Origin of the sequence: Rhizobium sp. G21 (assembly GCF_014158035.1) — a bacterium.
Taxonomy (GTDB): Bacteria; Pseudomonadota; Alphaproteobacteria; order Rhizobiales; family Rhizobiaceae; genus Rhizobium_E.
This window is the reverse complement of sequence record NZ_JACFXW010000002.1, coordinates 24,372-42,383: the sequence shown is the minus strand read 5'-3', so window position 1 is coordinate 42,383 and position 18,012 is coordinate 24,372. Positions and strand designations below refer to the sequence as shown.

The window sequence follows — 18,012 nt, the reverse complement described above, 5'->3', positions numbered from 1 at the left end:
TTCTTATGCTTCAGGCAGGGTAATGCCCGAGAGCTCGGCGCAGATCTCGATCAATCGATCCTGCAGCCCGGCATCGAGCGCCTGCAGGTTCGGCTCCCTGCGCTTCATATGGTAAAAATACTGGCCCGTTACATCAGCCCTTGGGTCATCGCCAGCCGCGAGCCAGGCCTGTGTCAGATGCGCCTGGTCCATGTCATCGGGCGCGCCGGGACCGCCCATTCTGGTGGGCACCCAGCCCGGCTCCAGCGAGTTGGAAAAGACATCCGGCCAACGGCGCGCGATGGCGAAGGCGAGCATCGCGTCGTGCAACTTGCTCTCGGCATAGGCTTCAGAGCCGTTCCAGCGCCTCTTTTTCCAGAGGGTGTCATCGAGGTTGGCGTCAGCATGGTGGTGCATGCCCGACGACAGATACACGAGCCGCTTGGGACGTTCGATCAGGGCCGTCAGGATGTAAGCCGACAGCGTGTTGATCGCGAACACATGCGGCAGACCATCGGCGGTCACGCGGTGCGCCTCGCGGTAGCCGACGGCGGCGTTGTGGATCACGGCATCGAACGAGCCGAGCGCATTGACTTGTGCGGCCACCTCCTTGGCGCCAGCAATGGTCGCCACGTCGCCCGTCACGATCGCCTCAGCCGCTGGCAAGGCCTTGCGCGCGTCCTTGGCGCGATCACTGTTGCGGGCATGCAAGACAACCTGATGGCCCTGCTCGGTCAATCGTTCCGCCGCCATCAGCCCGAGGCCCGTGGAGGAGCCGGAAATGAAGATGCGTGACATGAGTTTTCTCCTTTTCGAGTGAGTGTTCAGGATTGCGGGCTGCGGGCGGTGAGGACGAGCATCGCACCCGCCAATGCGCAGCCCGCGCCGAAGAGGTAGACGGCGCCGTAGCCGAATTGCCCGGCAACGACGCCCGCGACTGGTCCTGAGATGCCGTAGGCGATGTCGAGGAAGGCGACAAAGGCCCCCATAGCGCTGCCGCGATTGGCCGCCAGAACCCGCTTCAGCGCTTCGACCCCGAGTGCCGGGAAGACCAGCGCGCAGCCGAGACCGGTTACGAGCGCGCCGGCGAGCGCCACGAGGTCGTTCGGAGCGAGCCAGATCAATGCCTGGCCAGCCGCCTCGATCAACAGAGACCACAACGCGACGCGATAGCCGCTCATACGGTCAGGCAGCTTACCGAACACGACCCGGACGAAGATGAAACCGACACCGAACGCCGTCATGACCAGCCCGGCATTGTCCCAGTGTCTCGCCGCGAAATAGAGCGACGCGAAGGCCGTCAATCCCGACAGGCCCACGCCCTGCAGCATCAGGCCGAGCCCCTCGCGCCAGATCTGGCCGATGACCTTGTAGAAGGGCAGCCGGGGACCGGCGGGCGTGGCATAGGAGGTCTCGCGAAGCGTGATAGTGGCGGCCACAAGCGGCGCGGCGACGCAGGCGATCATCGCCACCTCAAGACCATAACTCTGGTAGAGGAACAGGCCGATCGGTGCGCCGATGGCGAGCGCGGCGAACATTGCGATGCCGGTCCATGACATCGACATGCCTGCGCGCTCCGGTCCGACCGAGGCGATCGACCAGGACACGCAGCCAGTGACAAACTGGCTCTCGCCGAGACCGGCTGCGAGCCGGCCCACGATGATGATCGCCAGGCTGACCGTCGGGGAAAGACCACGCATGGCCGCAACGAGATAGAGCAGGCCTGCAAGCGCGCTAACCGCCGCGCCCTGCAACGCCGAGCGCTTGCCCCCATGGTGGTCGGTGAGGCGGCCGGCATAACCGCGTGTCAGCACGGTTGCCAGAAACTGGATCCCGATTACCAGTCCGACGACGAAGGTCGAGAAGCCGAGTTTATCGTGGACGAAGAGCGGAATGACCGGGAGCGGCAGGCCGACGGCGAGATAGCCGCAGAAGAGTGCTGCGATGATGCCCGGAGCGGGGCGGGAAAGGAATTGCGGCGCGGCATCGGGGCGGCGCGCGCCATTTACGGCGGGTGCTGACATGACAGCCTCCAAAAGATGAGTTGGGATCAGCGGGCGTCGCCCCGGTCGCGAGGTGGCGCCCATGGCAGTTCAGGCGGCTGCCATCGCGCGCTTGCGAGAGCCTTCCGGCTGATAGCCGCTGGCCTGGAGCAGATAGGCGAGCGAACCATTCACCTCGCTCTGCAGCTTCGGCAGATCGACGCCGACCAGCTTTCCGCCGCGCTTGCGGATCTCGCCTGCGACCATGACCGTGTCGACATTCGCCCGTTCCACCGCCTGGACGATGGTCCCGACCGGATCGGTGACCGGGAAGACGGCGACATCGTCGGTGCGCACCATGATTAGGTCCGCCTCGCGCCCGACCGCCAGCGTCCCTATGCGGTCCTCAAGGCCAGCGGCGCGGACGCCGTTGATGGTCGCGGCCTCGAGCACGGCCTGGACCGAGATCGGCGCCGGCACATTCTCCTCGCCGCGGAACCGGCGATAGCGCATGGCAGAGCGCTGCTGGCTGAAGAGCGCGTGCATCTCGCCGAACATGTCGCTGCCGAAGGCGGTGTCGAGATCAATACCGAGGGCCGGCGTCAGGCCATGGTCGATCGCCCGCTGCCAGGCGAACCCCTCGTCGTCGAAGCCGAACAGGGCGTCCGAGCGTGGATTGACGGTCACGTTCACGCCAGCGGCAGCAAGACGCTTCCAGGTCTCTTTCGGCACGCGCGTGCAGTGGTTGAAGATGTTGTGGGTTCCAAGCAGGCCCGGCTCGTCGAACTCCGGCCCCAGCTTGGCCAGATCGCCGATGAACTCCGTGAGGATGCGCATGTCGAGCACGCGAGCCGCCCGCCACCAGTCGATATTGAACTGGCCGAACAGGCCGACCCGCACCAGACCGTCGCCCTGGTTCCAGTTGTCGGCGAGGCGCTTGAGATCGCCGGGAATGTGTGCGGATGAAGCCTTCTTGTCCATCGCGGCGCCGACCATATGCAGGGCGCGGATGCCGCTGTCGTCGAGCGCGTCGAGCGCCGCATCGGTATGCTCCGGGCTGCGCGACGAATGGCAGGCGTCGATCACCGTGGTGATGCCGGCGTCGAGGCAGGCGAGCGCCGTCAGCTTGGTGCTGAGATACATGTCGAGCGGGCGATAGTGCGAACCCAGTGTCTCGGCGACCACGTCGATATAGGCGAAGAGATCGTCGACGTCAGGCATCATGCGGCGCATCACGCCGAGCCACATGTGATGGTGCGCATCGATGAGGCCGGGCATGACGATGCTGCCGGCGGCATCGACCACCTCGGCGTCCGTTACCTGAAGGTTCGCGCCGATGGCGACGATACGACCGTTCTCGACCAGGACGTCGCCGACCGGTGGTGCGGAGATGGCCCTGTCCATCGTGATGATCGTGCCGCCCTTGAAGAGGGTGCGGAGTTTGCCTTGCGTGCTCATGATTCAGTCCTTTCGTAATTCCAACCTTGGGCTCGCGGCTGATATCGCGCATTTCCGCCCTTGAAATAAGTGCGATTGCGTCAGATCATTCCTGACAGAAAATCAGATATCGGTTGGTACTGGGGTATAAATCGGATGACATTCGATGGAAGAATCCTCTCCGGGGTCAGCGTGCTCGCGGCTGTCGTGGAGGGCGGTAGTTTCGTCAAAGCCGCCGAGCTGATCGGCATTACCGATTCCGGCGTCAGCCGTTCGATCGGCCGGTTGGAAGCGCGGCTCGGCGTTCGTCTGCTCGATCGAACGACACGATCGGTCACGCTGACCGATGAGGGCCGCCGTTTCTACGAGGAAGCCAAGCCCCATCTCGACGCGATAGAAAGCGCCGCCTTTTCGGCATCCGGAGCGGCTTCCTCCGTGCGAGGGCGCCTGCGTGTCGATATGGACCCATTCTTCCTGCCGCTGGTGCTCGCCGGACGGCTCGGAGTGTTTTGCGCGCGCTATCCCGATCTGTCGGTGGAGTTCCTGACGCGCCACCATGTCGGCGATCTCGTCGCGGACGGCATCGATCTCGCGATCCGCTTCGGCCGGCCGCGCGGCGCGACGCTCATCACACGCAAGCTGGCCGAAGCGCCGATCCTCACGCTGGCGTCGCCTTCGTATCTCGACCGCCACGGACGTCCCGCGCATCCCTCGGATCTGAGCAGGCATCGCTGTCTGCAATTCCTCGATCCGGCTTCGGGGAAGCCGTTTGACTGGGAGTTTATCCGCGGTAACGAGACGATCGAGGTGCCGACGAGCGGCCCGCTGACCTTTACGGACCCCAAATCCATGCTGGAGGAATGTCTGGCCGGCACCGGCATCGCGCAGGTGATCGGCTGGGGTGTGGGTGGGCGGCTGGCTGCCGGCGATCTCATCGATCTGTTTCCGGAGTGGCATGGAGAACGCTTTCCGCTCTACGCCTACCATCCCTCGCGCCAGCATCCGCCGGCCAAGGTTCGTGCGTTCATCGATTTCTGCGACGAGGTACTCCGCAGCCTCTAATCGGCTATTTCCATCTCCCGGATTTCGGCTAGCGCCATGGCCAGCGTACGGCGCTCAAGAGTGGCGTGGGCGGCAGCGGCGGCTTCCGCGTCCACCTTCCCGAAATACTCGATCATGTGTCTGCTCACGATGCAGCGATGCGGGATATCCTCGCGCGGCCGCCACAGCCCTTTCTCGCCCGTGACTGCCGCATGGATATCCGCCAACGTGATGTCAGATTCGGGACGGGCGAGCGCGACACCGCCATCGCGACCCTTGCTGGCGACCAGTAGTCCCGCGTCTGCCAGGTCGCCGAGCAGTCGGCGCATAAGGGTTGGATGCGTACCCGTGCCCGCTGAGAGGTTGGCGGAACTCAATCTCTCTACCCCGCTCGCCTTGGCCAGGGCCAAGCTTAGCATGGCTTGAAGGGCTGTCGGAAACCGAACGTCGTTCATTGGTCTACCATGTCGATAATATGAGACAATAGGAGTTGCATATTGGTCCTTCAGGATATATGTGACGATTATTCTCACATATTAAGGAGAAAGACCATGTCTGATGCATTGGCCGTGCGCGAAGTCATGGCTCGCTATGTCCGAGCCGCAGATCATCGGAACCCGGAGGCGATGGCCGGGCTCTTTACCGAAGAGGGCCGCGTCGAGATCCTGTATGACAAGGACGGCGGCGAAACGATGCTCGGGGTTCTGGAAGGGCGCGAAGCGATCGCGGACGCGGTCCGCCATATGATGGCGCCTCATGCGCCGCGCGCCTGGAGTCATCACACGACCCACGACGCCATCGTGGAGATCGATGGCGAACGGGCCACGCTCGACGCCCAATTCATCGTGTTCTCCGTGCAGGGAGCGAAGGAGCCATCGTCAGGCTGGCCGGCTGACGCATTTGGGGCGCAAGGCACGATCACACCAATCGAATCCGGCTACTACCGGCCCGAACTGCGCAAGACCGAAGAAGGCTGGCGCATTACCCGCCTTCGCATTCTCCACGACCTTCCGATGGCGTTTCCCCGCAGTGAGTGATGAGGATGCCCGTCCTTCAAGCGGCCCCTGTGATCGGGGGCGCTTCCGGGCGGCGAACTGGTGAGCCGCCCAGTCCACGAAGACACGGACACGCGGCGATAGCTGCCGGCTGCGTGGGTAAAGCAGCGAGACCGGCTCCGGCAGTGGGGGCGTGTCCTTCAACAGTTCGACCAACGCACCACTGGCGAGGTCCTTTTCGACATGAAACCGCGGAAGTTGGGCAAGGCCCAGCCCGAGTTGTACGCCGAGCAGATAGCTTTCGGGACCAGTCACTGAAAAGGGTGCAACCATGTCGACGGCCTGGGGTCCGTCCTTGGTCTGGAACACGACCGGCGTCAGTACCCCGGTGCTCAAGCGTCGGATGCCGACCAGGCGGTGACCGATAAGATCCTCCAGCCGTTCAGGCGTCCCGAAGCGCTCGATATAGTCAGGGCTTGCGCAGGTAACGCGATCAAGCAGCGCGACCTGTCGCATGGCCAAATCGCTGTCAGGCAGAGCGCCATAGCGCAAAGCGCAGTCGACGCCTTCCTGCACCAGATCGACCCAGCGGTCGCGCTCGCTCATCGTCAGTTCAATGCCGGGAAAGCGGGCGAAGAAATCGGGCAGGCCCGGCATAAGGAAATGGCGCGCGAGCGTGCCCTGCACCTCGACCCGCAGCATACCCTTCGGCTCGGCGCCGACGAAAGCGCCTTCGGCATCCTCGATATCCTCGAGGATCGCCAGACACCGGCGATACCACGCCTCGCCGTCGAGTGTCGGCCGCACCGTCCTGGTCGTGCGCTGGAGAAGCCGGACGCCAAGGCGATCCTCCATGGCCTTGATCACGGCCGTGGCCGTTGAACGCGGAATGTTCAGGTCGTGCGCTGCCTCGGTGAAGCTGCGCCGCTCCACGACCCGGACAAAGAGGCGCATTGAGTCCAGCCGGTCCATCTTTCCCGATTGTTCGCGTTGGTTGAATAGAATTGGCGAAATTACACTGATTATCTCTCCATGACCAGAGCGCATATTCGGTTCATCGCATTCACGGCAATAAAGGAGATTACAAAATGACTGATCAAATGAAACCCAAGGTAGCTCTTGTTACGGGCGCATCCCGCGGCATCGGCGCGGCGATCGCCACACGCCTCGCAAAGGACGGCTTCACGGTCGTTATCAATTATGCCGGCAACACCGCCGAAGCCGAGAAGCTTGCGGCGAGCATTGAGGACGCTGGAGGCCATGCTCTGACGGCGCAGGCGGACGTGGCGGACCCGTCCGCGGTCGCCCGTATGTGGGACGCCGCCGAGACTGCCTTTGGCGGAGTGGACGTATTGGTGAACAATGCGGGCGTCATGAAGCTGGCCACCATCGCTGAGGGTGACGACGCGCTGTTCGACAGCCAGATCGCCATCAACCTCAAAGGGCCTCGCAACACGATGAAAGTCGCCGCCACGCGGCTGCGCGAAGGTGGGCGGGTCATCAACCTCTCGTCCAGTGTCGTCGGTCTCTACCAGCCGACCTATGGGGTCTATGCCGCAACCAAGGCCGGTGTCGAAGCCATGACCCATGTGCTGGCGAAGGAGCTGCGCGGTCGCAAGATCACCGTCAACGCCATCGCGCCCGGCCCGACCGCGACCGCCCTCTTCCTCGACGGCAAGCCGCAAAGCGTCGTCGACAACCTGACGAAGCTCGCCCCGCTGGAGCGCCTCGGCCAGCCCGAGGACATCGCCAATGCGGTCGCCTTCCTCGCTGGGCCGGACGGCGCCTGGATCAACGGCCAGGTCATCCGCGCCAATGGCGGCATCATCTGATCACCCTCTCAACTCACAGCGTCCGCCGTGCCGCGGACTGACAAAGGATTTTGCCATGTCTCAGAAGATCATCCTCGTTACCGGCTCCTCCAGTGGCTTCGGCCGAATGACCGCCGAAGCACTCGGCCGTGCCGGTCACACCGTTTACGCCTCGATGCGCGACGTCGCTGGCCGCAACGCCGAGAATGCCGCTACGCTCGCGGCGATCGCCGGCAGCGACCTCCGGCCGATCGAACTCGACGTACAGTCAGAGCAATCGGTCAATGCCGCCGTCGATCAGATCATCGCCGAGAGCGGGCGCATCGACGTGATCGTCCACAACGCCGGACATATGATGTTCGGCCCGGCCGAGGCCTTTACGCCCGAGCAGTTCGCCCAGCAGTATGACGTCAACGTGCTCGGCACCCAGCGCGTCAATCGCGCGGTGTTGCCGCACATGAGGACACGCCGCGAGGGGCTTCTGGTCTGGGTCTCCAGCTCCAGTTCGGCCGGGGGCACACCGCCCTATCTCTCGCCCTACTTTGCGGCCAAGGCAGCGATGGACTCGCTGGCTGTGCAATACGCGCGTGAACTGGCTCGGTGGGGCATCGAAACCTCCATCATCGTGCCGGGGGCATTCACGCGTGGCACCAATCACTTTGCGCATTCGGGGCGTCCCGCCGACGAGGCGCGCCTGGCCGAGTATGAAGCCGGCCCCTATGCCGGCTTGGGTGATCAGGTTCAGAAGGCCTTTGCGGCGATCGTACCGGACGATGCCGATCCTGAACCAGTAGCCGACAAGATCGTCGAGGTCGTCGGCGCTCCGTTCGGCCAGCGGCCTTTCAGAGTCCATTATGATCCGACCCAGGATGGGGCAGATGTCGGTTTCGCCGTGCTTGACCGACTTCGCGCCGAGATGCTGCACCGGGTCGGTCTTTCTGACCTCTTGAAGCCGGCTGAGATAGGCTGACCGGGACGTGGCGCGAGACGGCCGGAGCGTTTGAATGCTTCGGCCCTCTCGCACGCAAGGCGATTTAGCCTTGGCTTGACGGATGGTCGAGAGACAGGGCGCTATCATAGGCAACCAAAGTGAGACCGAGTCTTCGCTCTTGATGGAAATCGAACCAGCGCTCTGTTGAATATACTTTCAAAATATCTGAAACTCCGAATACATATGTAAAGAACGCAGCATTTGTCATGAGATTTTATCACAGTAATAAAAGATGGTTCTTCTTCTATTTCTTTTTCTCGATTAATTTCAACGGAGCCAACCCGAGACAGAAGGGAAGGACGTTTATCTGGTAAAAGACCGGAGCTGTAGACGGCCGGTCGGCTCTGCTGCGTGAATCTTAACCTTCTCTAGCCTAGATAAACCGGCATCTTTCTTGAGTTAGCATATGTACGAAATAGTTCGTTTATTTGAGGCGTAATTCGTGCTAGGGTTTCTGCGGCCAGCCGGAGGAGAGGGTATGAAAACGTCCATCGCAACCGTAACATTGAGCGGGGAACTTGACGCAAAGTTGCGAGCAATCGCTGCGGCAGGCTTTCATGGAGTTGAGATTTTTGAAAACGATCTTCTCGCCTTTGATCGCACCCCACGCGAGGTCGGCCAGATGGTGCACAACCAAGGGCTTGAGATAACTCTGTTTCAGCCTTTTCGGGATTTCGAAGGAATGCCCGAGCCGCATCGAAGCCGCACATTCGAACGCGCCAAGCGGAAATTCAATGTGATGCAGGAACTCGGCGCCGAACTCGTGCTGGTCTGCTCCAACGTGTCGCCGATCTCGATCGGCGGTCTGGATCGCGCCGCTGCAGACTTCCATCAGCTTGGAGAGCTTGCAGCCGAAATGGGGGTGAGGGTCGGCTATGAAGCGCTGGCCTGGGGGCGCCATATCAACGACCACAGGGACGCCTGGGAAATTGTCCGCCGGGCCGATCATCCCAATGTCGGCCTCATCCTCGACAGCTTCCACACGCTCGCGCGGAAAATCGACGTCAATTCCATTCGCTCGATCCCGAAGGAAAAAATCTTTATTGTCCAACTAGCTGATGCGCCTCTATTCAACATGGACCTTCTCTATTGGAGCCGACACTTCCGCAACATGCCAGGCGAAGGCGATCTCGATGTCTCCGGCTTTACCCGGGCGGTCGCCGCTACGGGTTATGACGGTTACATCTCACTGGAAATCTTCAATGATCAGTTCCGCGGTGGCTCAACGCGGACCATCGCGACCGACGGCCATCGCTCGCTTATTCACCTTGTCGATCAAGTCAGAAGGGCTGAGCCGGATATCCGGCTGAGCATGCCGGCCATCCCTGCCCCGCAGGATGTTCATCGCATTGCTTTCATCGAATTCGCCGCGGACGCCGCAGAGAGCGGCGCCCTTGTCGATATGCTGCGCACGCTTGGTTTTCGCCACAGCGCGCGGCACAAGTCAAAACAGGTGGACCTCTATACTCTCGGCGACATCAGGCTCGTCATCAACACCGAGGAGCAAGGATTTGCCGGCGCCGCCTTCCGCCTTCACGGCGCCCTGGCCTACGCGTTCGGCCTTGAGGTCGGTAACGCCGAGGAGGCGATGGCCCGCGCTGTCGCGTTGGGCTCGGCGCCTTTCGTCCAGCCCGTGGCCGATGATGAGGCGACAGTCCCCGCCGTCCAAGGTCCAGACGGCGGGATATACTATTTTCTCGACCACTCTTTGCCGCTGAGCGACCTATGGCAGCGCGAGTTCGAGACCGTGGAAGAGGATCCGGAGGTGGTGAGTACAGGGCTGGAGCAGATCGACCACATTGCTCAAACCGTGCGCTATGAAGACCTCCTGACCATGGTTTTATTCTACAATTCGCTTCTTCAGGTCTCGAAATCCCCTGTTGTCGATATCATTGACCCTCCGGAATCGTGCGGAGTCAGGTGGTGGCCAACGCCAGCGGAACATTTCGAGTCACCCTGAACGGAGCAGAGAACCGCAGAACACTGGCCGGTCATTTTCTCGCGGAGAGTTTCGGCGCGGCCGTCCAGCATGTCGCCTTCGCGACGAAGGATATATTCGCAACCGCCGAGAATCTGGCCCGCAACGGCTTTCGCCCCCTCGAAATTAATCGCAACTATTACGATGATGTTGAGGCGCGGTTCGGTCTTGATCCGGATTTTGCAGAACGTCTCAGAGCGGCAAATATTCTGTATGACCGAGACGAGCATGGCGAGTATTTCCAGCTCTACAGTCCGCTTTACGGCGAAGGCTTCTTCTTTGAAATCGTGGAAAGGCGTGGTTACCAAGGTTACGGGGCGCCCAATGCGATATTCCGCATTGCTGCGCAGAAGCGGCGGATTCGGCCCGAGGGCATGCCGTCACGCTGACTTGCCGACGCGCCGGAATTGGCTTAGGCCCACAGACAGGACGATGGGGAGAGCGATAGACGATGCAGGGCGCCGAAACGCGAATAACGAGAAAGAACGATCCGGACGGCACGAAGGAAAACATCATCGCGGTCGCCACCGAGGAATTCGTCAGCGCCGGGTTCTCCGGCGCGCGCGTCGACCAGATCGCAGACCGGACGAAGACCTCCAAGCGGATGATCTATTACTATTTCGGCAGCAAGGAGGGTCTCTATCTCGCCGTTCTCGAGCGCGCCTATGCCAAGATCCGAACTCTCGAGAGCCGGCTCAATCTTGAAGATCTCGATCCTGAAGCGGCGATGAGAAGCCTGATTGGCAACACCTTCGACCATGATGACGCCAATCCCGACTTCGTTCAGTTGGTCAGCATCGAGAACATCCATCGCGCCGAACATCTCAAGAGTTCGGATGTCCTGAAAAGAACAAATTACGCGGTCATCGACATTATCGCGGCGATCCTGGATCGCGGCGCGGCGGCAGGCATTTTCAAGCGCAAAATAGACCCCGTTGACCTTCACCAGATGATTAGCGCCGAGTGTTTTTTCCGGGTTTCAAACCGCTACACGTTCGGAGCGATTTTCAACCGCGACCTCATGGCGCAAGAACACAAGATGCGACATCGGCAGATCATCTCCGACATGATCCTCGCCTTTCTGAAGTCTGCGGAATAAGGCGGTGGGCCGCCGATGGCCTGACTCAAGAAAACTTCTCACAAATCAGCTTCATGGCTCAATTTCGTCAAACCGGCGGCAACGAAACGATTGCGCCTATTGACTTTACTAACCAGTTCGTACATTTTCCATTCAGAAGCGCTGCCCACCTGCCGGGAGTGTTTGGGAGGAGTGCATTCAGTGGCGGAAACAATGACGCGGCCCATTCGCGTGGGCCTGATCGGCAGCGGCATCGGCGCCTCGCGCACTCCCGCCATGCATGTCCGCGAAGGCCGGCTCAATGGGCTCGACTATCGCTATGACCTGATTGATCTCGCGGAACTCGACGTCGGCCTGGACCCCCTGCCCCGCCTGTTGGATCAGGCGGAACGCGAAGGATTCGCTGGCGTCAATGTGACCCATCCCTGCAAACAGGCGGCGAGTAATTTCGTCGACTCCCTGTCCAAGGACGGCGCTATACTGGGCTCGATCAACACGATTACCTTCGCCAACGGCCGACGCACCGGCCACAACACCGATTGGTCAGGCTTTGCGCGTGGATTTAAGCGCGGCTTGCCGAATGCTCGGCTCGAAAGCGTTTTCTTGGTCGGCGCCGGGGGCGCGGGCGTGGCGGTGGCGCATGCGCTCGCGTCCATGGGCTGCCATGAGCTGCACGTCTTCGATGTCGTCCCCGCAAGAAGCGCGCGGCTGGTCGAGCAATTGAAGGAACACCATCCCGACTGCGTCTTCACGGTCGTTGTCGACATGGCCTCGGAAATTGCGCAGGCGGATGGCGTCGTGCACGCGACGCCCACCGGCATGGCTGCCCATCCTGGCGTTCCGTTCGACGTCCGCCTGCTGAACAGTAATCAATGGGTCGCCGAAATCGTCTATTTTCCGCTTGAAACCCAATTGCTGGCCGAAGCGGCGCATCTCGGCTGTCGCGTGGTCAATGGCGGCGGGATGGCCGTCTTCCAGGCAGTGGGCGCATTTGAGCTGTTTACCGGGATCGTCCCCGACGCTGAGCGCATGATCGAGCATTTCAGCTCCCTGGGCGAAGGAGGCGGGATCTAGTTTGCGCCGCAATGTTGCAGCGGCGCAGTCGACATGGCCGATCGCCTCTCTTTCCAAAAGAATGGGTGGCTCCGGCCTTTGTGAGGAGGGCCGCATTGCGGCGCTAACGGCCAAATGGCCATGGGAGGAAGACCATGAACATGAAAACTACACTCGCCATCGCGGCGTCTCTTTCGGCGAACTTGCTCTGCTCGGCAACCTATGCAGCCGAGAGCAAAGGAGCCATCGTCGCCTTCGTGCCGTCGAGCACCAATCCCTATATCGGCCAGTTCCAGGCGGGTGCGAAGGCCAAGGCCGAGGAACTCGGCTACACGATCAAGGTGGTGGAGAACAACTTCAATCAAGCTGAACAAGACAGCCAGGTGCAACAGCAGCTTGCGTCCGGCGAACAGATCGCCGGTTATGTCTGGTGGCCATTCGAAAATGCCGCCGGCGTCGCCTCTCTCCGCGCCTTGTCACAATCCGGCGCTCCCGTGATAGTTTCCAACCAATATCCTATCAAGGGGACGGAGGCATACTGGACGGCTTATGCTGGCGCCAACGATTTCCTGAGCGGCAAGACAGCGGCCGAGATCCTGCTCGACGCCTGCGCCAAGGCGTCGGTCAAATGCGACAAGGGCGCGATCATCCGCTTTCCTGCCGGCGTTTCGGCTGGCGACGACCGCGCCACGGGCTTCCAGGACGCCGTGAAGGGTAAGCTGAACGTCATCGACGTCGTGCCGACCGCCGGCTTCCTCGAAGACGAGGGATACAAGGTCGCCGCGCAGATCATTCCGGCCCATAAGGGCGAATTGACCTGGCTCTATACCGAAAACGACTCGCTCGCCGGAGCCGCCGCCCAAGCCGCGCGTGAAAACGGCCTGACCCCGGGCAAGGATATCTTCATCGTTGGCGGCACCTGCCATGGCGACTCAAGCATGTGAAGAACGGCGAAATCGCCGGCACGGCAGTTCAATCGGGCTACTGGGAGGGCTGGATGGCCGTTCAGGCTCTCGGCAAATACGTCGCTCAAGGAAAGGTTCTGGACGGCGAGAAGTATCTCGACGCCAACCCCGACGCGACACCCTCCGATTCCGATCCGCTCTACAAGTATAACTTCCTGCCAAATCCGGCTGTCGGAAACAGCCAGGCGGCATATGATGCGGCGAAGCTCTGGGGCAAGACCGCTGATCAGCTCTGCAACTTCTGACGCCAAAGGCGCCGCGCGGCGACGTGCGGCGCTCCTCCGACCGGGATTGACGCTATGCTGAAGATGACCGACATCATCAAGAGCTATGGACCGACGCTTGTGCTCGACAAGGTGAACCTTGCCGTCGAGGCAGGTCAGGTCATGGCCTTGATGGGCGAAAATGGCGCAGGCAAATCGACGCTCGTGAAGATACTGGCCGGCATCGAACCGGCCGACGGTGGTCAGATCGAGATCGACGGCCGCGCTGTCGCCATCCGCTCCCCGGCGCAGGCGCGCGCCGCGGGGGTCGGCTATGTAGCGCAGGAACTGTCGATCATCGACAGCCTGTCGGTAGCCGAGAATGTCTTCCTCGGCGACGCGTCGATCGGAGTCATAAGGTCTGCTTCACGACTGGCCGAACTGGCGCGCCCCTACCTCGTCCAGGTCGGATTGGGCCATGTGGATCCCATGGCGTTGGCGGAAGACTATTCCGTCGCCGAACGGCAATTGATGGAAATAGCGCGTCTATTGTCTCGAAAAGCCAGAATCGCCATTCTCGACGAACCGACCGCAGCTTTGTCCGAAACCGAGATCCTGCGCGTCAAAGCGGCCGTGCGGGCGATTGCCGCTGAAGGTTGCGCGGTGATCTACGTTACCCATCGCATGCCGGAAGTGTTTGATCTCACCCAGCGCGTCACCGTACTTCGCAACGGCAAGAGCTATCCCGCGCTCGACACTGCAGCACTGACGATCGATGCGCTCATCGAAACGATGCTCGGCCGTCAGCTGGGGCAAATGTTTCCACCGCGCGCCAAACATCTGGGAGATGTGAACCTGAAGCTTGACCGCTGTCTGGCGCCGGGCCTCAAGTCTCCCGTTTCCATCAGCCTCAGAAGAGGCGAAATCCTCGCTTTGGCGGGACAGGTGGGCAGCGGCGCAAGCAGCCTTCTCAGAATGTTGGCGGGCGTGACTCCGATTCAATCGGGGCAGATCGTGCTCGCCGGGCGTCCTTATGCGCCCAAGACCATCGCCGACGCCATCGCCGAAAGCGTTGTCTACTGCTCGGAGGACAGAAAGCGCGACGGAATTTTCGCTGTGCGAAATGTGCCCGAAAACCTCTCGGCGCCGGCTCTCGGGGCCATCAGTCGCTTTCAGATTCTCTCCCCGGGTCGGGAACGATCGCATATCCGGTCGATCGCTGCGAAATTCGGCCTCGACGAACGCTATTTCAGCCGCCTTGCCGGCAATCTCAGCGGCGGAAACCAGCAGAAAGTGGCGCTCGGCAAATGGATAGGGCTCGATCCGAAGGTGCTGCTCGTCGAAGAGCCGACCCGCGGCGTCGACGTTGGCGCTCGGGCCGAGATCTACGGCAATCTGCGCGCCTTGGCGGATGAGGGCATGTCGATCATCTTCGCATCGTCGGACACTCAGGAAGTTTTGGGGCTGGCCGACAGGATCGCCACCTTCTTCCATGGAGAGTTGGTGCGAGTGGTGGAAGCCGAAACCGCAACGGCTGAGAGCTTGACGCGAGATGTAACCCGCGCGCACGAAGCCGCCTGAACGCAAAACCGGACCAGAAAATGACCAGTCTAATGACACGTCAAACCTTGCCCGCGAGGAAAGACAGGACCTTGCCGAGGTCCATATACGCGCTGTTCGCCATCGTGTTCCTGATCTCCGTTGCCGGCGCCACGACGCCCGGCTTCGCCACGATCGACAATCTGTTCGTCGTGATCCGGGCGGCGTCGCTCACCGGCATCGTCGCGATCGGCATGAGCTATGTGACGATCTCAGGCAATCTCTTCGCGCTGTCGGCAAGTTCGCTGGGCGCGCTCCTGGCCGTCGTCTTCGCATTGACCACGTCGGATCTGGGCTTTGCCGCCGGCATCGCGGCCACTCTTCTGTTGGCGGCCCTGTCAGGCATCGCCCAAGGCGTCGCGATATCACTGATCGGCAACCCCATCATCACCACGCTCGCTTTCGGCACGGTTTTTCGAGGTTTCGCGGCGCTCCTGTCGGGCAACTCCATCCTGCGCATCGATAGCGACGCGGCGCTTTGGCTCGGCACGGCGCGTCCGCTCGGCATGCCGACGCAGAGCTGGGCGTTCCTTCTGCTCGCCATCGCCAGCTGGGTGATTATCCGCCATTTCAAGCTTGGCCGTGAAATCGTGCTCTGCGGGGCCAATCCCAAAGCGGCGGTCGCCAGTGGTCTTCGCGTCGGACTCGTCACGTCTGTCGGCTGCGTAGCGCTCTGCATCGGCGCGGCGGTGATGGCGATCCTCAACGTGTCTCAGTTTTCGCAGGCCAAAGCCGATCTCTTCATGGGGTATGACTTCGATTACATTGCCGCCGTGCTCGTCGGCGGCATAGCGCTCCGCGGCGGCCATGGCTCCCCCTCCAGGCGGGCATGGGCGCTATTCTGATCGCGCTTCTGCAAAATTTCATGTTGCTGAACGGGCTGAGCGCTGGCCTGCGCATGACCATCGTTGGTCTGCTGGTCGTGGCGTCGATTAGCCTGTTTCATATCATTCAGACGAGGTCGCGGTGAAAATGACATCCGAGACGAAAGGCAATCTGGCGCGGGTCGCGCTCATGGCGTTGGTCTATTGTATCTTCGCAACCAGGATACCCAGCTATTATTCGGCGCCCGGCGTGGCGGCTCTGCTCGATGGCGCCGTACTGGCGGGCATTATTGCGATTGGCGTTGGCTTGACGATGATCGCCGGCGAAATGGATCTGTCCGTCGGCTCCATGGCGGCTTTCGCCGGCATTCTGTCGATCAAGTTCTTCGCATTTGGAGTGACGCCTGCTTTCATCATGGTCATCGTCATTTGCGCCGCGATCGGCGCCGTGCAGGGCTATTGCATCTACAAGCTCAATATCAACTCCATGGTTTTCACCATCGGCACATTGATCGCATTGCGCGGTCTGACCCTGGTTATGTCCGATGAGAAAACAGCGCTGGTTCCGTTTGAAAACATTGCTGAAACTGATTTCCTTTCGGCAAAGTATCTTATTTTTTCCGTTCCCTCCTTCGTCCTGCTCGCGCTTTTTCTCATCGTCGATCTGTTTGCACGCCGCACGTTGTTCGGTCGGGAAATCTTCGCCATTGGCGGCGGACGAAGTGAAGCGCGCGCCGCGGGCGTCTCCATGCGTCGACCTATGGTCTTGATCTTCGCCATGTCCGCAGCGCTTGCGGGTCTGGCCGGTTCGCTAATATCGATCAAGAATGGAAGCGCCAGCCCGCTCGGCTTCGAGGCCGTCCTGCTGGAAGCGGTAACCGCCTGCCTGATCGGCGGCATAGCGCTGTCCGGCGGTCGCGGCTCAATACTCGGAATACTGATCGGGCTCTTCACCATCCGCTTCCTGGTCAGCGGCATCGCCGCTCTGGGCGCACCCTTCTGGATGCAAAGCCTTGCCACCGGCGCGCTAATGATTTTCGTCATTATATCGGAGGCGCTGATCCGATATGTTCTGCGGCGCCGGCGCTTTGCCTATTCCGCCCGCCTTCCGGCATAGGAGCGCCTATGAGCGATCAAGAAAACCCCGCCCTCGGGCAACACTGGTTTCCCTCACGCTGGGGCGTCGAGGATGAAATCGGCGCCGGCAATTTGCTGGGTCCGCACAAAGTGCTCGAAGCCGCGCGTTTGATCCGCACCGGCGAAACGATCTCACTCGGATTTCCCTATCGCGTCGGCATGCCGCTGTCGCCGGGCCGGACATTCGGGCTCAAAATGCCCGGCGGTCCGACCGGCGGTCCGGAAGGCAGGACAAGCCGCACCGTGTGGAACGATGATTTTGTCTGCACCGAACTCGGCCAGATCGGCACCCATATGGATGCGCTCGGCCATCTCGGCCACCAGGTCTCCTATCCCTGCGGTCACTGCGAGACCCTCGTCTACAACGGCAACAAGCTTTCGGACATCTGGTCGCCCTACGGGCTGAAGAAACTCGGCATCGAAAAAGCGCCGATATTCTTCACCCGCGGCGTTCTGCTCGACGTTCAGGCGCTGTTCGGCGCGCCGCTTGAGAACGGGTTCGAGATCACGCCTGATCATCTCCGCGCCTGCATTGAGCGACAAGGTTTCGACGAGAACGCTTGGTTGAATCCAGGCGACGTCGTTTTGATCCGCACCGGCCACGGCTCCCGGTTCTTCTCAGAGGCTGAGACCTGGTATGACGGCGAGCCCGGTCTCGGTCTCACCGCTGCGGAATTTCTCTCGGAACGCGAACCTGTTGTGGTTGGCGCCGACAACTTCGCCATCGATGTGGTTCCCCCTATTGATCCAGACATGGTTCTTCCCTGTCATCAGCACCTGATCATGCGACACGGCATTTACCTGCATGAAGGCATGAACCTCGATCCGCTCGCAGAAACTGGACGGTACGAATTCGTTTATGCTTTCGCGCCACTGCGCATTGAAGGGGCAACCGGTTCTCCTGGCACGCCTTTTGCTATTCTCTAAGATATCAGGGCT

Annotated in this window: 17 protein-coding genes and 2 pseudogenes; 14 read left to right on the top strand and 5 right to left on the bottom strand. The window is 61.2% G+C overall.

All coding sequences use genetic code 11. From position 1 onward, the window contains the following. Window positions 1-3 precede the first annotated feature (3 nt). From H2O14_RS21485 to H2O14_RS21475, 3 genes are all read right to left on the bottom strand, one after another. Window positions 4-777, bottom strand: a complete 774-nt coding sequence (locus tag H2O14_RS21485; RefSeq protein WP_182829506.1) for an SDR family NAD(P)-dependent oxidoreductase — start codon at window positions 775-777, stop codon at window positions 4-6. Window positions 778-803: 26 nt separating this feature from the next. Continuing rightward, on the bottom strand, window positions 804-2,003 hold the full coding sequence (locus tag H2O14_RS21480) for an arabinose transporter (protein ID WP_182829505.1): 1,200 nt from the start codon (window positions 2,001-2,003) through the stop codon (window positions 804-806). Between the two features lie 69 nt (window positions 2,004-2,072). Next, the gene (locus tag H2O14_RS21475; protein WP_182829504.1) at window positions 2,073-3,419 is read right to left on the bottom strand and encodes an amidohydrolase family protein; all 1,347 of its coding nucleotides are present in this window, start codon (window positions 3,417-3,419) and stop codon (window positions 2,073-2,075) included. Window positions 3,420-3,554: 135 nt separating this feature from the next. Between H2O14_RS21475 and H2O14_RS21470 the strand changes: the two genes are divergently transcribed. Next, on the top strand, window positions 3,555-4,460 hold the full coding sequence (locus H2O14_RS21470; protein ID WP_182829503.1) for a LysR family transcriptional regulator: 906 nt from the start codon (window positions 3,555-3,557) through the stop codon (window positions 4,458-4,460). Here the strand turns inward: H2O14_RS21470 and H2O14_RS21465 are convergent. Beyond that, on the bottom strand, window positions 4,457-4,894 hold the full coding sequence (locus H2O14_RS21465) for an RrF2 family transcriptional regulator (RefSeq protein WP_182829502.1): 438 nt from the start codon (window positions 4,892-4,894) through the stop codon (window positions 4,457-4,459). The two genes, H2O14_RS21470 and H2O14_RS21465, sit on opposite strands and share 4 nt — an antisense overlap. A gap of 96 nt (window positions 4,895-4,990) precedes the next feature. Between H2O14_RS21465 and H2O14_RS29585 the strand changes: the two genes are divergently transcribed. Then, complete coding sequence (locus H2O14_RS29585; protein ID WP_182829916.1) at window positions 4,991-5,476, top strand: nuclear transport factor 2 family protein; 486 nt, start codon at window positions 4,991-4,993, stop codon at window positions 5,474-5,476. Window positions 5,477-5,527: 51 nt separating this feature from the next. On the opposite strand, the pseudogene H2O14_RS21455 reads toward H2O14_RS29585, so the two are convergent. After that, a pseudogene (locus H2O14_RS21455) lies at window positions 5,528-6,406 on the bottom strand (LysR family transcriptional regulator); the annotation flags it as partial. Between the two features lie 116 nt (window positions 6,407-6,522). Between H2O14_RS21455 and H2O14_RS21450 the strand changes: the two are divergent. The 12 genes and pseudogenes from H2O14_RS21450 (at window position 6,523) to H2O14_RS21395 (ending at window position 18,000) form a co-directional block, all read left to right on the top strand. Next, entirely contained in the window at window positions 6,523-7,266 is a 744-nt protein-coding gene (locus H2O14_RS21450; protein WP_182829501.1) for an SDR family oxidoreductase, read from the top strand. Window positions 7,267-7,321: 55 nt separating this feature from the next. Further along, a complete protein-coding gene (locus tag H2O14_RS21445) occupies window positions 7,322-8,215 on the top strand; it encodes an SDR family oxidoreductase (RefSeq protein WP_182829500.1) in 894 nt (297 codons plus the stop codon). A 499-nt stretch (window positions 8,216-8,714) separates the two neighbouring features. Next, window positions 8,715-10,603: pseudogene (locus tag H2O14_RS21440) on the top strand (bifunctional sugar phosphate isomerase/epimerase/4-hydroxyphenylpyruvate dioxygenase family protein). Between the two features lie 62 nt (window positions 10,604-10,665). Then, window positions 10,666-11,313, top strand: coding sequence for a TetR family transcriptional regulator (locus H2O14_RS21435; protein ID WP_182829499.1), 648 nt, complete (start codon window positions 10,666-10,668; stop codon window positions 11,311-11,313). Window positions 11,314-11,505: 192 nt separating this feature from the next. Then, window positions 11,506-12,366, top strand: a complete 861-nt coding sequence (locus H2O14_RS21430) for a shikimate dehydrogenase (RefSeq protein ID WP_182829915.1) — start codon at window positions 11,506-11,508, stop codon at window positions 12,364-12,366. A 134-nt stretch (window positions 12,367-12,500) separates the two neighbouring features. Then, window positions 12,501-13,289 carry a sugar ABC transporter substrate-binding protein gene (locus tag H2O14_RS21425; protein ID WP_182829498.1) on the top strand — a complete coding sequence of 263 codons (789 nt, stop codon included), beginning with the start codon at window positions 12,501-12,503 and terminating at the stop codon, window positions 13,287-13,289. Further along, complete coding sequence (locus H2O14_RS21420) at window positions 13,286-13,555, top strand: hypothetical protein (RefSeq protein WP_182829497.1); 270 nt, start codon at window positions 13,286-13,288, stop codon at window positions 13,553-13,555. Before H2O14_RS21425 ends, H2O14_RS21420 begins: the two co-directional genes overlap by 4 nt. Before the next feature lie 54 nt (window positions 13,556-13,609). Beyond that, the gene (locus H2O14_RS21415) at window positions 13,610-15,094 is read left to right on the top strand and encodes a sugar ABC transporter ATP-binding protein (RefSeq protein ID WP_182829496.1); all 1,485 of its coding nucleotides are present in this window, start codon (window positions 13,610-13,612) and stop codon (window positions 15,092-15,094) included. 71 nt (window positions 15,095-15,165) lie between these two features. Next, window positions 15,166-15,957, top strand: coding sequence for an ABC transporter permease (locus H2O14_RS21410; RefSeq protein WP_182829495.1), 792 nt, complete (start codon window positions 15,166-15,168; stop codon window positions 15,955-15,957). Then, window positions 15,942-16,082 carry a hypothetical protein gene (locus H2O14_RS21405; RefSeq protein ID WP_182829494.1) on the top strand — a complete coding sequence of 47 codons (141 nt, stop codon included), beginning with the start codon at window positions 15,942-15,944 and terminating at the stop codon, window positions 16,080-16,082. Before H2O14_RS21410 ends, H2O14_RS21405 begins: the two co-directional genes overlap by 16 nt. Before the next feature lie 2 nt (window positions 16,083-16,084). After that, on the top strand, window positions 16,085-17,053 hold the full coding sequence (locus H2O14_RS21400; RefSeq protein ID WP_246697751.1) for an ABC transporter permease: 969 nt from the start codon (window positions 16,085-16,087) through the stop codon (window positions 17,051-17,053). An 8-nt stretch (window positions 17,054-17,061) separates the two neighbouring features. Continuing rightward, on the top strand, window positions 17,062-18,000 hold the full coding sequence (locus tag H2O14_RS21395) for a cyclase family protein (RefSeq protein ID WP_182829492.1): 939 nt from the start codon (window positions 17,062-17,064) through the stop codon (window positions 17,998-18,000). Window positions 18,001-18,012 lie beyond the last annotated feature (12 nt).